A 15,272-nucleotide genomic window follows, 5' to 3' on the forward strand; every position below is an offset into this window, starting at 1 on the left:
CACGGATCAGGCGGCCACCGCAGTGTCCGGAATGGCCTCACGGGTGAGGCGCTTGCGGAACACCCAGTAGCTCCAGATCTGGTAGGCCAGCACGATCGGCACGAAAATGCAGGCGCAAATCGTCATGATCTTCAAGGTGTACGGGGTCGAGGAGGCGATCCACATATCGAAGGGAATCCCCGACGGGCGGTAACCGAGGTTGCCGTACATGGCGATCATGCTGGCAACGATCATGAGGGCGATACCCAGACCGGTGAACAGAAAGGCCAGACCCTCACGGCCCTTGGCGACGACTGCCGACGCAGCGGCCAGCAGCACGACGACCAGCAGGCAAAGAATCCAAGTGAACACCTGGCGTCCATCGTTGGTGACGTACATGATGTTGAACATCAAGGCCCACACCAGAGCAACAACGGTGGCGATCCAACCCAGCTTGGCCGAGGTCTTGCGAGCCCGGTCGTGCATATCACCCAGTGTCTTGAGAGCGATGAAGTTGGCTCCGTGAGCGCAGAAGAGCACTACGAACAGGATGCCGCCGATGAGGGCGAACGGGGTGAACAGTCCCCAGAAGGAGGTCGTCACCAGCGGTGCGACTCCACCATCAGGAGTGGGGTGGGGGCCGACGGCCAGGCCGCGCACAAAGTTCGCGAAGCCGACACCGAGTACCAAGGTGGGCAGGAACGACCCAATCGTGGCCATCCAGTCGAAGGTGTTGCGCCACTTCGACGACGGGTGCTTCGAGCGGTACTCGAAGGAGACACCACGAATAATGAGGCCGAGCAGCACCAGCAGCAGTGGCAGGTACAGGCCGGAGAACATCGTCGCGTACCAGCCGGGGAAAGCTGCGAAAGTGGCACCGCCAGCGGTCAGCAGCCACACCTCGTTGCCGTCCCAGGTCGGCCCGATGGTGTTCACCATGAGGCGACGGTCTTTGTCGTCACGTCCCAGGAAGGGCAACAGCATGGCGACGCCGAAGTCGAAACCCTCCAGGAAGAAGAATCCAACCCACAGGACGGCTACCAGAATGAACCAGACGATCGTCAGGGGTGAATGAGCAGCAGTTTCAAGTACAGGAAGCATGTCGTTGACCTCCTCAGTATGCGAAGGACACCGGGGTGTCCTCGCCCTCGATAGCAGGTTGACGACGTTCTGGCAGTTCAGGCAGGCCCTTCTTGACAGTCTTCAAGAACAGACTCACCTCGACGACGGCCAAAATGCCGTACACCGCCGTGTAGACGATGGTCGAGAAGAGGACGCTGCCGGCAGAGACACTGGGGGAGACAGCTGCCGAGGTAGGCAGCACACCCGCGACGATCCATGGCTGACGTCCCATCTCCGCGAAAATCCAGCCGAAGGAGTTACCAAACAGCGGTAGTAGTGGCAGGCAGACCATGAAGAAGGTCAGCCAGCCGTGCGGCTTCGGGTTGCGGTCACCGCGCAGCGAGATGAGCATGATGAGGCCGATGAGGCCGCCGATCATGCCGAGGGTAATCATGATACGGAACGTCCAGTAGGACACCGGGATGTTCGGCTCCAGCTTGATTCCGTTGGCCTCGACCTTCTGGCGCAGCACGTCTTGGTAAGAGGACTGCAAGGAGGTCTGCGAGCCGTCCTTGCGGGTGTAGGTGTACTCGTGAACGTCGTAGTTCTTGAGTTCGTTAATACCCTTGATCTGCGAACCCCACTCGCCGTTGCCGAGGAATCCGAGCATTCCGGGGATCTTGATGGCCCACACCTCTTCGGAACCGTCCTTGTTGCCGATGGTCAGCACCGAGAAGTCGGAGGTGTTCTCGTAAGCGCCCTCGGCAGCGGCCATTTTCATGGGCTGGGCGTCGGTCATGACTTTGCCCTGGTAGTCGCCGCTGAGCACGATTCCGACGCAGGCGACGATGAGCACCCAGGCTCCAAACTTGGAAGCCCAATGCCAGGTGCGCACGGTCTCAGCCTCATCGGCGTCGGAGATCTGGGAGGTGCGACGCCCCTTGGCGACCTTGGCCAGGTGCCAGAAAGCGATTCCAGCGATAAGGGCTCCCGCGACCATGTAGGAACCGGCAAGGTTGTGAAGGAAGGTCGCCTTGAAGACCGGGTTGGTGAGAACGGCACCGAAATCGGTCAACTCAGCGCGATTCGTGGCGGGATTGTAGGTAGCACCCACGGGGTTCTGCATCCACGAGTTAGCAGCCAAGATGAACACCGAGGAAATCATGGTGCCAAGGGCGGTCAGGTAGATACACGCCAGGTGAACTCCCTTGGGCAGCTTTTCCCACCCGAAAATCCACAGGCCGATGAAGGTCGACTCCATGAAGAAGGCGAGCAGGGCCTCCAGGGCCAGCGGAGCGCCGAAGATGTCGCCGACGAATCGTGAGTACTCCGACCAGTTCATGCCGAACTGGAACTCCTGCACGATTCCTGTGACGACGCCGAGGGCGAAGTTGATGAGGAAGAGCTTGCCGTAGAACTTGGTCAGGCGAAGGTAACGGCTGTTGTGGGTCTTGAACCACACCGTCTGCATCACTGCCACGAGCATCGACAGCGCGATCGTGATAGGGACGAAGAGGAAGTGGTAGACCGTCGTGATCCCGAATTGCCATCGGGCGATCAGTTGGGCATCCATGCCGCGAACCCTACTACCCCATGAGGGGCGTTTGCGAGCCATGTGATATAAGGGCGCGTCAAAATCGCGGAAAATCTTGTATCAGCGCCAGCCGACAGCAGCTCGACCAGCACACATGGGCCGACACGGCGCAGGGTCAAAACAGCGCAAACTGGTCGACGCAGCACCAAGCGGTTTGGCACAGGGTATAGCGGGGCGCAGCCCAGGTTACATCCCGTTTCCCGTAGTCGGCTCATCATTCGCCGACGAGGTTCGGGCCCGGCGCAGTGGCGCTCCCCGCCAGTACCCGACCAGAGCCACCACGATGATGAATCCGAGGGTTCCCAGCGTGAGGGCTTCGAACGAGGCGTAGGACACGCCTTGGGCCTGGGAGAAGTCGTGCGGCATACCAACGAGGGCCTCCAAGGTGCCAGGGAAGATACTCACCCATGACCCGAGGGCGACGAAGGTCGTCGTCACCACACACATGAGAACGAATAACCAGTTCGGTCCGGCGCGGAAGGGACGCTCGACGTCGGGCACGGTCAGGCGCAGCTTGGCAGCTGCCGGAATGACGAGCAGGTAACTGAACAAGTAGGTCGTCACGGCAACCCCCAGGACGACATTGAACAAATCGGCGCTGGAACCTGTCAGCTCCATCGCAGCCAGCATGAACGCCGTGGAGACGATTCCCGACAGCAGATTGACGTGTACTGGCGTCCCGAGCTTGGGGTGGAACTTGCCGAAGAATCCACCGAAGAAGGAGCCGTCTGCGGCAGCCATGGCCTGCATTCGGTCGGACATAATCATCCAAGCGGCACCCTGACCGATATTTGCCAGCGTGAACATCACGACGGCGAGGATCATCATCGGTCTGGCGGCAGGACCGTATACCGAGAAAACGGTATCGACGGCGTTGAGCAGACCGGAAACCCCGTCGATGTCGGAGGGTGGCAGGACGAGCAGGATCGTCGCGACCGGCAGCAGGTAGAAAATTCCGGCCATCGTGGCCGAGCGCAACACTGACACCGACACGTCGTGCTGGGCGTTGTGCATTTCACCGGACGCACTCGAGCCGCTCTCAAAACCGAGGAAGGCGAAGAGCAACAACGGGGTCAGCGTGATGAACCCGCTCAGAGTGGGGGAGAAATCACCGAAGCTGAGGGGCTGGACGCCATGCCGGGCGGCATAGACGATGGCGGTGCCCATGAAGAGGCAGAGGAAGGCAATCTTGAAAAAGGCACCTGCGGTGGGAATCCACTTGGCTTTGGCCAGGGACAAAATCGCAGCAAGCACCGTAACCCAGATGAAGGTCAGCTTGAACAGGTAGTCACCAGCTGACCCTTCGGAGAAATGAACGAGATGGTTGCGAGCAGCCTCGGCGTTGAGGAAAGACATCGAGCCGCCTACCCACACCGGCTGGGTGATCCATGTCAGGGCGCTGGCGATAGCCGCAGCGGGACGTCCGAAGGCCCGTCGGGTCCACAGGTACACACCGCCTTCACCGACAAAAGCTGACCCCGTCTCAGCGAAGATCAAAGAGTACGGAATGAGGAAGACGATGATGAGGAAAACCAGCCAGGTGAAGGTTTGAGGGCCTTCAGCTGAGACTGATCCCAGCATTTCCAACCCGACGACCGCCGAAACGATGAGGAAGACGATGTCGAATCGGTTGAGGGTACGCTGCAGGACCTTTGTCTGGTCCTTTGCCATGTCAGTGTCGTTGCGGGCAGTGAGCTGTTTGACCTCGGCCATGGGTCTCTTTCGTCGCTGAGAACGACCGGCTGGGGGCTGGCCGGACGCTGTGTCCCGGTGGACACTTCACTCAGCTTAGGACCTTGGGATCAGGTATGGCGTCTCACTCGGTAGCGGCTGCATTGAATTGCGCTTGATACAACTCGTAGTAATGCCCCTTGCGCTGCAGCAATTCGGCATGGTTTCCCTGCTCAACGATGTCTCCGTGCTCCATGACCAGGATGAGGTCTGCGTCCCGAATGGTGGACAGGCGGTGGGCGATGACGAAGCTGGTTCGTCCTTTGCGCAGGTTCGCCATCGCCTCCTGGACGAGCATTTCCGTTCGCGTGTCCACCGAGCTGGTGGCTTCGTCAAGGATGAGCAGATCTGGTGTCGCAAGGAAGGCCCGAGCGATGGTGATGAGCTGTTTCTGACCGACGGAGACATTGGACCCATCCTCGTCGATGACTGTCTGGTAGTCGTCGGGCAAGGAGTGGACGAAGTGGTCGACGTGCGCGGCACGGGCGGCATGGAGGATCTCCTCCTCGGATGCCTTCGGACGGCCGTAGGCGATGTTGTCGTGGATTGTCCCGCTGAACAGCCAGGTGTCCTGTAGCACCATGCCGAGTCGAGAACGCAGTTCGGCCCGAGGAACCGTGGAGATGTCGATACCGTCGAGGGTGATGGCCCCGCCGTCGATCTCATAGAACCTCATGAGCAGGTTGACCAGAGTCGTCTTGCCAGCACCGGTAGGACCCACGATCGCCACCGTCTGGCCCGGTTCGGCGACCAGCGAGAGATCGGTGATGAGGGGTGTGTCAGGACGGTACGAGAAGCGCACATGGTCGAAGACGACGCGCCCCTTCGTGGCGGGCAGACGCCCGTCGGCCTCTGCGGACAATTCGTCGGCGTCGAGGACTTGGAAGACGCGCTCAGCTGAGGCCACCCCCGATTGCAGCAGATTCGCCATGGAAGCGATCTGGGTGATCGGCTGGGTGAACATACGTGAGTACTGAATAAAGGCTTGGACGTCGCCGAGTGGCATTTGACCCTTCGCCACCCGCAGACACCCGATGAGCACGATGATGGCGTAGTTGGCGTTGCCGAGCAGGAACATCACCGGCTGGATGAGTCCGGAGATGAATTGGGCTTTGGCGGTGGCCTGACGCAGCTCCTCGTTACGCGCGTGGAATTCCTGGGCAACAGCCTGGGTGCGGCCAAAAGTCTTGACCAGAGCGTGACCTGCGTACGCCTCTTCCACATGGGAGTTGAGATCGCCGGTGGCCTTCCACATCTGGGTGAACTGGCCTTGCGCCTTTTTGCCGATAGCCCCCGCGATTACTCCGGCAATCGGGATGACGACGAGGGAGATCAGCGCCAGCAGCGGGGATATCCAGAACATCATGATTAACACCCCGACGATCGTCAGCAGGGCGTTGAGAAGCTGCTGGAGGGTCTGCAACAGGGTCTGCGAGACGTTATCGATGTCGTTGGTCATCCGGCTCATCAGTTCGCCGTGAGGCTGGCCGTCGAAGTACGACAGCGGCAGTTTTTCCAACTTGGCGCTCACCTGGCGACGCAGGTCGTACATGGACCGCTGAATGGCGGTGTTGAGGAGGAACCCCTGCAGGAACATCAAGAGGGCAGCGCAGGCATACAGGCCGAGCACCCAGGCCATGATGATGCCGAGGCGGTGGAAATCAATCCCGGAACCGATAACAACGTCGGGGTACTGCTGCAGCAGAGTGATGATCTTCCCCCGATCTCCACTCTGGGCGGCTTGGCCGATGGCGTCGATGAACTGCCCGGCCGTCATCCCGTGTGCCTGCGGGATGACCTTGCCAAGCTGTTTTCCAACAATTCCGCCGAAGATGACGTCGGTTGCCCGTCCCAGGATCTTCGGGCCGATGACATTGAAGGCCACCGAGACCGCAGCCATGACGACGACGATGGTCAAGACGAAGCGGTGGGGTTTGAGCAGGCTGAGCAATCGTTTCAAAGAAGGGCCGAAGGAGATGGGTTTCTCGGCAACTCGGGCACCATGGCCGCGCCGTGATGAAGCTCGCGCAATCTCGGCGTGCGCGTTGCGATCGGGAGCTTTCTCAACCTTGCTGCTCATGCCGCCTCCTCGACGGACAGCTGGGAATTCACGATCTCGACGTAGGTCGGGCAGGTCTCGACGAGCTCGTCATGAGTTCCCTTGCCGACGATGTGGCCGTCATTGAGGACGAGGATTTGGTCGGCATTGCGGATCGTCGAGACCCGCTGGGCGACGATGAGCATGGCAGCCTGGCCCTGATGGGCCTCCAGTGCAGCCCGCAGCCGAGAATCGGTGGCAACGTCAAGGGCGCTGAAGGAGTCGTCGAAGACGTAGATATCGGGAGCTTTGACCAGGGCCCGAGCAATGGACAGCCGCTGCCGTTGCCCGCCGGAGACGTTGGTCCCTCCCTGGGAGATGGTGGCATTCAACTGTCCGTCCATCTGAGAGACGAAATCGTCGGACTGAGCGATACGCAAAGCCTCCCAGAGCTCCTCGTCGGAAGCGTCGGAGCGGCCGTCACGCAGATTTGACCCCACCGTGCCGCCGAAGAGGTAGGGTCGCTGAGGCACGAGGCCGATACAGCTCCACAGCGTCTCGGGGTCGTAACGGCGAACGTCGACACCCTTGACAAGGACCTGGCCGGCGGTGACGTCGACCAGACGCGCGATGAGATTGACCAAGGTCGACTTGCCCGCACCTGTCGAACCGATGATGGCCGTCGTTGAGCCGCGCTCCAGCGTGAAGGAGATGTCGTCGAGTGCCGGTGCGCTGGCCCCCGGGTAGCTGAACGTGACGTCGCGGAACTCCAGCAGAGTGGAATTGTGGGGCAGAGTCGTCACCGGCTCAGGATCGACGGCAAGGGAGGACGAGGTGCGCAGGACTTCCATGATTCGGTTGGCACACACCGAGGCTCTCGGCCACATCACAACGAGCATGACGGCCATCATGACGCTGATGAGAATCTGCATGAGGTAGGTGGTAAACGAGGCCAGCACACCGACTTCGGTCTGTCCGCTGTCGATTCGCTTTGCTGCGAACCAGAACACCGCGATCTGGGACAGGTTCATGATGAGCATGACGAGCGGAAACATCGCCGCCATGGTGCGGCCAACACTGACCTGGATGTCCCGCAGGGAGGAGTTGGTGGCGTCGAACCGGGCTGCCTCGTAGCGCTCCCGTGCGAAGGCTCGTACCACGCGGATGCCGGTGATCTGCTCGCGGACGACACGGTTGAGGTCGTCGATACGTTGTTGCAAACGCTTGAACAGCGGACCCATCCGGGAGACGATCAGACCGGCACCGATACCCAGCAATATGACCGCCACGAGGATAATCCACGACAGGGAGACCTCGGCCCGGATCGCCATGACGACTCCAACGATCATCATGATCGGTGCCCCGATGAGGACGGCCAGGGTCATGAAGACCAGCATTTGCACTTGCTGCACATCGTTGGTGGTGCGGGTGATGAGGGACGGAGCCCCGAACTGGTTGACCTCACGAGCCGAGAAGCTGAGGGTACGGGTGAAGACGGCGTCGCGGACGTCGCGTCCCATCCCCATGGCCACCTGAGCTGCCAGAAATACCGCGATGATCTGGCAGACGGCCTGCCCTAGGGAGACAGCCAGCATGAGGAGTGAGTGTGACGTGACGTACTCGGTATCGACCCGTACAACACCCTCGTTGATGATGTCGGCGTTGATCGTTGGCAGGGTCAGCGCGGCGATCTGGGCACAAATCTGTGCCACGACGATGACGATGACCTGCAGGCGGTAGGGCCTGAGGTGTCGAGCGACGAGTTTGTTCAGCACGGGTGCTCCTCAACCAGGGACATGTGCAACCGGTGTCAGAGAATATGCCGAACATCCAAGAGTGACGCGATCGGCATTCCGATCATGGGCAGCGGTGTGACGAGATGGCCGTTGTCCGCTCAGAGGAGCCATCTTGTCGGTACGCTCAGAAATACCGGATATTGAGGGGTGACGATGAGACGCGCGCTGGCCCTTGTGACGGTAGGGGTGCTTCTGCTAGGCGCAGCTGCGTGTTCAAAGCCGGGATCGACTGACTCGGTGGCGGTATGGCACCGGATGTCCATGACACCCGACCTGCCGAGCCTTGAGAGTGTCGGCGAGGAATACCAGCGCCGCAATCCCAGTGTGAAAGTACATCTGCGTGCGATGTCGTCACCGACTGACGATTACCTCACCAGTTTGGAGTCATCGGTAGACAAAGGTACAGCCCCCTGCATGGCCCAGGTGCCCAGCACCTCGGTGCCCGAATTGGCTCATGACGGGGTATTGGAAGACGTCACCCAGTACGCCGAGCAGTACCGCGACCAGTACCACCGCGGCTCAATGTCGCAGGTTTCCTACCGGGGGCGCACCTACGGCCTGCCGATCGACACCTCACCGATGGTGCTGTTCTACGATTCCGACGCTTGGGCTAAGGCCCATGTGTCGCCTCCTGCCAGCTGGGAGGAGTTCCGAGCCGCAGCAACGGTTCTGGCGGCTTCGGGCAAAGCGGTCTCAGATTTGCCGATTGAGGACGTGGGGTGGCTGGCAGCAATGTCTAACTCCTTGGGATCGCCTTGGTTCGTTGCCCTCGATGACATGACCTGGCGGGTCGGCATTGATTCGGACGGGGTGCGCAAACTTACCGATGAGCTGCAGCAGATGGTTGCCAGCAAGCAGCTCGTCGTTTCCGGTGGGTGGGATTCCGTGCAGGCTGATTTCTCCTCCGGCAGGATCGTCGGGCATATCGGCGCTCCCGCCGATCTTCCAGACCTCAAAGCCGCTGTTGGGGCTGGCCAGCATCACTGGAAGGTCGCCGCCATTGCGCCATTTGAGGGCCGTGATACTCGGGTGTCGTCGTATCAGGGTTCCTCGTGGGTAATCCTCAAAGGTTGTCAGAATCCCCGGGAAGCGCTGGACTTTGCTGGTGCTCTCGACAGCCAGCCCGAGTTGCTGGCAGGACGCGGCCTCATCCCGGCCGAGAAGGACGCGACGCTGACGACGCCTGCGTCGTTCAAGACCTTGGTGGGTGACGCAGGCGTGGTTGAAGACCTGGCTGATTTGGGCAGCAAGATTGACGACGACTCCGTCACGTCCCCGGTGTGGGACGAAGTCGCGGCGGCGTGGCACCCGGGTTGGGGAACAACAACGAAGGTCTCTGGGAACCTGACTGATCTGGCCTCCACAGCAAAAAGTGCCTTGACAGCCGACGGGCTGAAAGTGGCGGAAGGGTAGTCGCCCCTACCGCGCTATCAACCTCCTACACATCGCGAAGTGCCGGTTTCTCCTCGCCGAGCTAGGGAAGTCTTCTCTTCGATAGAATTGCCCGGTGAGTTCTGACACCGTTTCCAGCCAGTCCCCTGATGTCTCCGAGCAGATGCAGGTCCGTCTCGACAAGCGCGCCCGGATCATTGCCGATGGAGGTCAGGCCTACCCGGTCGATCTGCTGCGTGACCACACCCTGGCCCAAATCCGTCAGAAGTACACCGACGACAACGGCGAGTTGACTCTGGCCCCAGGCGAGGAGACCACCGATGAGGTCACCATCGGGGGCCGCGTCGTCTTCGTCCGCAATACCGGCAAACTCTGCTTCGCCAGCCTGCAGGACGGGTTCACCGAGACGTCCAACGGCGAGCGTCTCCAGGTCATGCTCTCCAAGGCTGAAGTGGGTGGTGAATCGCTGGCGGCCTGGAAGTCCGACGTCGATCTGGGTGACCACGTCTGGGTGCGCGGTCGGGTCGTCTCCTCCCGCCGTGGCGAGCTGTCGGTTATGGCCTCGCAGTGGCGGATGGCCTCGAAGGCTCTGCGCCCTCTGCCGACCCTCCATAAGGAGCTATCGGAGGAAACCCGAGTGCGCCGTCGCTACGCCGATCTCGTCGTGCGTGAGGAATCTCGCCAAATGGTGCGTACCCGCGCCATCATCACCCGAGCGGTGCGTCATGCTCTCGACGAGCGCGGCTTCTTGGAGATCGAGACCCCAATTCTGCAGCTGGTCCACGGTGGGGCTGCGGCCCGCCCGTTCAACACTCACCTCAACGCTTTTGACATCGACATGAGCCTGCGTATTGCCCTTGAGCTCTACCTCAAGCGTGCGATGGTGGGCGGTACTGATCGCGTCTACGAGATGGGGCGTGTCTTCCGCAACGAAGGTATTGACTCCAGCCACTCGGCTGAGTTCTCCATGCTGGAGGCCTACATGAGCTGGGGCAACCAGTTCACCATCGCCGAGGTCATCAAGGACATCATCATGGAGGTGGCCGACGCCCTCGACATTCACCAGATCGAGACCCCCAAGGGCACCATCGACCTCGACGGACCGTGGCGCTGGGTGAGCGTCTACCCAGGGTTGTCCGAGAAGTTGGGACGCGAGGTCACCCTTGACACTCCGCTGGAGGAACTGAAGGCTATTGCGTCCGAACACGACGTCGAAGTCGACCCCGCCTGGGAAGCTGGCAAGGTCGTCATGGAGCTGTTCGGGGAGTTGGTCGAACCCGAACTCATCAACCCCACCTTCGTATGCGACTACCCGGCCATCGCCCAGCCACTGGCCCGACCGCACCGCGACGACCCCCGCATGGTTGAAGCGTGGGATCTCATCATTGGCGGCATGGAACGTGGCACTGGATTCTCCGAACTCGTCGACCCCGTGATTCAGCGTGAGGTACTCACGAAGCAGTCTCTGGCCGCCGCAGCCGGCGACCCCGAAGCCATGCAGCTCGACGAGGACTTCCTGGAGGCCCTCGAGTTCGGGTGCCCGCCCATGGGTGGTCTGGGACTCGGCGTCGACCGTCTGGTAATGCTGTTTACCAATGCCGGTATTCGCGAGACGATCCTCTTCCCCCTGCTCAAGCCTGAGCGTTGACACGGAAGGCCCGTCGGGAACATCCTGACGGGCCTTTTCACAAGCGAGCCTCCCCGAGCTATTCGGGTTCGCGGCAGGTTACTTCCACAACGTGGCGACGATAAATCCGGCGGCCATGAGGCACATACCGATGAGGACATTCCAGTCGCCGAGTTCTTTGATCCCGGGGATTTGATTACCGGCGATGTAGTAGACGATCAGCCACAGCACACCGAGCAGGAAGAGAGGGACGAATACCTTCGGCACCCAGGAACGGTCAACCGCTGCGGCCTTGTTTTCGGCGCGCCGCTCTTCGATCTTGGCCCGGTTCTTAGCCTGCGCCTTCTTCTTGGCTTGCGGTCTGACCTTGGATACCGGCACGGTGACTACTCCTGGGGTTTCGAGGACACGCCCACCGAGCGTGATGGGGCATTACGTGGCTAGCCTAGAGGACGATCGCTCATTTGGGCGACACGGGTGAGTCTACGAGGAGGGAACGATGAGCGACGACAACGACGCCGAGAATAGCCATCGCGGCGATCCTGCCCGCCAGCAACCCGATTCGCAGCCAGCTGACGAATCCCCCTCTGACAAGGATAAAGAGCCCCCCGCCAGCTCAGATGACGTCCCTGAGATCGACCAGGATGACACAACCGAGCGGGCAGGGGAGGACCCCGACAGCGAACTCCTCATCCAAGACATCCGTTCAGGTTCCCGTCATCCACGTATGGCCCGATGTGCCACGGTGCTCGTCATGGTGGTGGCCGGTTTCATGATGACGACGGCGGCGGTCAACTCGCGTGGTCATGACCTTCGGCCTGAACGCGACACCGACATGGCGACCCTCGTGCGCAACCAGGCCAGCCACAATGCTGCCTTGCAGAAAGAGGCTGCCAGTCTGCAATCCCAGGTCGATGAGCTGTCCAAGGCCGACCACACCGTCATCTCTTCGGCTGCGTCCTCAGCCTCAGCCATGGCCCCCTCAGTGGGTCTGGGGGCGGTTAAGGGCAAGGTTCTTCGGGTCACCCTCGACGACGCCCCTCTCAGTGAGAATCCCGAAGGGGTTGACGCCAATATGCTCGTCGTCCACCAGCAGGACATCCAGATGGTTGTCAATACTCTGTGGGCTGGGGGAGCAGAGGCCATGACCATTCAGGGTCAGCGGGTCATCTCTACCACCGCTGTGAAATGTGTCGGCAACACCGTCGTGCTGCACGGGGTCGCCTATGCCCCGCCGTACGTCATTGAGGCGATTGGGGACCGCGACGCCATGGAGGAAGCCCTCGACACGTCCGAGGCGGTGGGTATCTACAAGGAGTACGTCAGCGCCTACCAGCTGGGATGGTCGGTGGAGCGGGTTGGCACGGTCACTATGCCGGCCTACAACGGCGCCGTTGCGATGAAATACGCCACCCCCCGATGAGCCGGTGCGCCTGACACAACCTGAACACGATGGCGTGTCAACGTCGGCCTGCGCGACAATGACCTCATGACAGCCAGGATCCTCGTCGTCGACAATTACGACTCTTTCGTGTGGAATCTCGTGTCCTATCTGGGGCAAATCGGGGCGGACACCACAGTAGTTCGCAATGATGACGAACTATTCGAGGACCCGCAGTGGTGGCAGCCTTATGACGGAATTCTGCTTTCACCTGGCCCCGGGCACCCCAAGGACGCTGGGGTTTGCGTGGATATCCTGCGGAGCGCTCACCGGCCCATTTTCGGCGTGTGCCTGGGTATGCAGGCCATGGCTATCGCGTGGGGAGGTCATGTCGGGCGCGCCGACGAACAGCTGCATGGCAAGACCTCGCCGATTCACCACACAGGTAAGGGAGTTTTCGCTGGCCTGCCGGACCCGCTCGTCGTTACCCGATATCACTCCCTGGCTGTGGACGAGGTGCCGACAGAACTGGAGGTGACAGCTCGCACCGACAGCGGGGTCGTCATGGGTCTGCGCCACCGCAGCTTGCCGGTCGAGGGAGTCCAGTTTCACCCCGAGTCGGTGCTTTCCGAGCACGGTCACCAAATGCTTGCCACCTGGCTGGTGGAGTGCGGGGACCCGGAAGCTCCCGCGCGCGCCAGCCAGATGACCCCGCTCATGAGCGCCGCAAAACGCTGACCTAGGACGACGACTCGGTGGTCGGTGCCGGGGCAATCGACGTCGCGGGGTCCTCATTCGTACCAGAGCTTGCCGGTGGTTCCTGACTTGGTTCTGCTGGTGCCACCGCGACGACAACCTTGATGGCGGTCGACCTGGTGGCGGTGGCGCCGTAACCCGGGTTCTGACTGAACACCGTATCCGGAGTAGCTGAGGACGTTTCCCGGCGCTCCACGGAGATGGAGAATCCGCTTGAACTGGCAGCGTCATTAGCCTCTTGGACGCTCATACCCTGGAGGTTGGGCACCACTGACTTACCAGTCGCGATCGTCAGCGTCACCTGCTGTTCAGCGGTCAGAGAGGTTCCTGCCCCTGGGCTCACGGAGTCAACTGTGCCTGCCTTGGCGGTATTCGGCTCTGTCTTGGGGTCATCGTTGGTGATCTTGATCTGATTCTCGGAGAATCCAGCGTCCCTGAGGGCTGCGACGGCATCTGACTTCGACATTCCCACGATGTTCTGCGGGATCGTCAGCTTCTTCGGCCCATCGTTGACGGTGATCGTCACCTCGCTGTTCTCGGGAGCCTTCTGGTTGGCAGCAGGGTTTTGGGAGACGACTTGGTTGGCAGTCGCCTCATCTTTCTGGACGTGCTCGACCTTCACCTTGAGACCGGCATTCTCCAAAGTCGAGGTAGCTCCCTGTTGGCTCAGACCAGTGACGGCTGGGACATCCACCATCTTGATGGTGTTCGACGGTGTTGGGGATGCAGCGGGGTCCGAGGAAGACCCCAGCATTTTGTACAGCCCGAATCCCAGCAGGGCGAGGAGCGCCACAGTCACGATCGTCACCAGGACCACCGGCCAGCGCCTGCGACGGGGTTCTTCAGGTTCCGAGGGAGTTTCGGAATAGGTTGCTGCGCCGCGCTGAGAAGTGGGAGTCGGCGGAGTCACAGGGGACGCTGCTGCGGCCGCCGGGATGAGGTGGGTTTCCTCTTCCGTGTCGGCTTCGGGATCGGCGTGAGTCTGCATCGCCAACGGTTCGCGTCCTGACAGCAGACGCTCAATGTCGTCACGCATCTGCTTGGCGGTCTGGTACCGGTCGGCGGGGTCCTTCGCGAGCGCTTTGAGGGCGATGGCGTCCATCTCGCGGGTGATCTCGGGATCCAGCGAGGACGGCGGCGCCGGGATCTCGCGGACATGCTGGTAGGCCACCGAGACGGGGGAGTCTCCCACGAACGGCGGACGCCCCACGAACAGCTCATAGAGCAGGCAGCCGGTGGCATAGATGTCGGCCCGGTTGTCAACGGTCTCGCCACGGGCCTGCTCTGGCGACAGGTATTGGGCGGTGCCGATGACGGCGGCGGTCTGAGTCATGGTGGCGGAGGTGTCGGCAACAGCGCGAGCGATGCCGAAGTCCATCACCTTGACATACCCCTCGCGGGTCAACATGACATTGGCCGGCTTGATGTCCCGGTGAACGATGCCGGCGGCGTGGGAGTAGCTCAGCGCATCGAGCACACCTTGGGTGAATTCCAGGGCACGGCGGGGAAGAATCTTGCGACCGTCGCGCAGCACATCACGCAGGGTGTGACCATCAATGAGCTCCATGACGATGAAAGGCACCTGCAGGCCGGTGGTGGGGTCCTTCGTCTCACCGGTGTCGTACACGGCGACAATGTTCGGATGATTGAGGCGTGCAGCCGACTGTGCCTCACGCTGGAACCTTGCCTGGAAGATGTCATCACTGGCAAGGTCGGCGCGCAACCTTTTCACAGCGACGTCGCGACCGAGACGGTGGTCGCGGGCCTTCCAGACATCGGCCATACCGCCACGACCGATGAGGTTCTGTAGTTCGTAACGCCCGGAGAGCCAACTCTCAGTGCTCATTGAGGGATCTCCTTTGTGGTGAGACGTAAAGAAATGTGCTGGATGGTTGTCCCGGCCTGGATGGTTGTAT

The 15,272-nt window shown here is 61.1% G+C and carries 11 protein-coding genes; 4 read left to right on the plus strand and 7 right to left on the minus strand.

Features of this window, described 5'->3' with window-relative positions:
- Nucleotides 1–6: 6 nt before the first annotated feature.
- From cydB to Q4B98_RS06495, 5 genes are all read right to left on the minus strand, one after another.
- Complete coding sequence (cydB, locus tag Q4B98_RS06475; protein WP_303196300.1) at nucleotides 7–1,080, minus strand: cytochrome d ubiquinol oxidase subunit II; 1,074 nt, start codon at nucleotides 1,078–1,080, stop codon at nucleotides 7–9.
- 13 nt (nucleotides 1,081–1,093) lie between these two features.
- Nucleotides 1,094–2,614 carry a cytochrome ubiquinol oxidase subunit I gene (locus Q4B98_RS06480; RefSeq protein ID WP_303196301.1) on the minus strand — a complete coding sequence of 507 codons (1,521 nt, stop codon included), beginning with the start codon at nucleotides 2,612–2,614 and terminating at the stop codon, nucleotides 1,094–1,096.
- Between the two features lie 207 nt (nucleotides 2,615–2,821).
- Nucleotides 2,822–4,348: an APC family permease gene (locus Q4B98_RS06485; RefSeq protein ID WP_303196302.1), complete on the minus strand. Its 1,527-nt coding sequence runs from the start codon at nucleotides 4,346–4,348 to the stop codon at nucleotides 2,822–2,824.
- A gap of 103 nt (nucleotides 4,349–4,451) precedes the next feature.
- Entirely contained in the window at nucleotides 4,452–6,446 is a 1,995-nt protein-coding gene (locus Q4B98_RS06490; RefSeq protein ID WP_303196303.1) for an ABC transporter ATP-binding protein, read from the minus strand.
- On the minus strand, nucleotides 6,443–8,179 hold the full coding sequence (locus Q4B98_RS06495) for an ABC transporter ATP-binding protein (RefSeq protein ID WP_303196304.1): 1,737 nt from the start codon (nucleotides 8,177–8,179) through the stop codon (nucleotides 6,443–6,445). The genes Q4B98_RS06490 and Q4B98_RS06495 overlap by 4 nt, the downstream gene beginning before the upstream one ends.
- Before the next feature lie 174 nt (nucleotides 8,180–8,353).
- Here Q4B98_RS06495 and Q4B98_RS06500 point away from each other — a divergent pair, with 174 nt between their 5' ends.
- A complete protein-coding gene (locus tag Q4B98_RS06500) occupies nucleotides 8,354–9,613 on the plus strand; it encodes an ABC transporter substrate-binding protein (protein ID WP_303196305.1) in 1,260 nt (419 codons plus the stop codon).
- Between the two features lie 94 nt (nucleotides 9,614–9,707).
- Nucleotides 9,708–11,240 (plus strand): lysine--tRNA ligase, encoded by a 1,533-nt coding sequence (gene lysS, locus Q4B98_RS06505; RefSeq protein WP_368492318.1) that lies wholly within the window; start codon nucleotides 9,708–9,710, stop codon nucleotides 11,238–11,240.
- A 78-nt stretch (nucleotides 11,241–11,318) separates the two neighbouring features.
- Here the strand turns inward: lysS and Q4B98_RS06510 are convergent, their stop codons facing one another.
- Nucleotides 11,319–11,600: a cell division protein CrgA gene (locus Q4B98_RS06510; protein WP_303196306.1), complete on the minus strand. Its 282-nt coding sequence runs from the start codon at nucleotides 11,598–11,600 to the stop codon at nucleotides 11,319–11,321.
- A 346-nt stretch (nucleotides 11,601–11,946) separates the two neighbouring features.
- Here Q4B98_RS06510 and Q4B98_RS06515 point away from each other — a divergent pair, with 346 nt between their 5' ends.
- Nucleotides 11,947–12,642 (plus strand): DUF881 domain-containing protein, encoded by a 696-nt coding sequence (locus Q4B98_RS06515; protein ID WP_303196392.1) that lies wholly within the window; start codon nucleotides 11,947–11,949, stop codon nucleotides 12,640–12,642.
- 66 nt (nucleotides 12,643–12,708) lie between these two features.
- Nucleotides 12,709–13,338, plus strand: a complete 630-nt coding sequence (locus tag Q4B98_RS06520) for an aminodeoxychorismate/anthranilate synthase component II (protein ID WP_303196307.1) — start codon at nucleotides 12,709–12,711, stop codon at nucleotides 13,336–13,338.
- A gap of 1 nt (nucleotide 13,339) precedes the next feature.
- On the opposite strand, the gene pknB is transcribed toward Q4B98_RS06520, so the two are convergent.
- Nucleotides 13,340–15,202 carry a Stk1 family PASTA domain-containing Ser/Thr kinase gene (gene pknB, locus Q4B98_RS06525; protein WP_303196308.1) on the minus strand — a complete coding sequence of 621 codons (1,863 nt, stop codon included), beginning with the start codon at nucleotides 15,200–15,202 and terminating at the stop codon, nucleotides 13,340–13,342.
- Between the last annotated feature and the right edge of the window lie 70 nt (nucleotides 15,203–15,272).

Source organism: Cutibacterium sp., assembly GCF_030525615.1.
Taxonomy (GTDB): Bacteria; Actinomycetota; Actinomycetes; order Propionibacteriales; family Propionibacteriaceae; genus Cutibacterium.

Excerpts from the sequence above, each read along its gene's own strand:
- cydB (WP_303196300.1), bottom strand. The coding sequence starts at position 1,080 with ATGCTTCCTGTACTTGAAACTGCTGCTCATTCACCCCTGACGATCGTC.
- Q4B98_RS06520 (WP_303196307.1), top strand. The coding sequence starts at position 12,709 with ATGACAGCCAGGATCCTCGTCGTCGACAATTACGACTCTTTCGTGTGG.
- Q4B98_RS06490 (WP_303196303.1), bottom strand. The coding sequence starts at position 6,446 with ATGAGCAGCAAGGTTGAGAAAGCTCCCGATCGCAACGCGCACGCCGAG.
- Q4B98_RS06515 (WP_303196392.1), top strand. The coding sequence starts at position 11,947 with ATGGCCCGATGTGCCACGGTGCTCGTCATGGTGGTGGCCGGTTTCATG.
- Q4B98_RS06500 (WP_303196305.1), top strand. The coding sequence starts at position 8,354 with ATGAGACGCGCGCTGGCCCTTGTGACGGTAGGGGTGCTTCTGCTAGGC.
- Q4B98_RS06480 (WP_303196301.1), bottom strand. The coding sequence starts at position 2,614 with ATGGATGCCCAACTGATCGCCCGATGGCAATTCGGGATCACGACGGTC.
- pknB (WP_303196308.1), bottom strand. The coding sequence starts at position 15,202 with ATGAGCACTGAGAGTTGGCTCTCCGGGCGTTACGAACTACAGAACCTC.
- Q4B98_RS06485 (WP_303196302.1), bottom strand. The coding sequence starts at position 4,348 with ATGGCCGAGGTCAAACAGCTCACTGCCCGCAACGACACTGACATGGCA.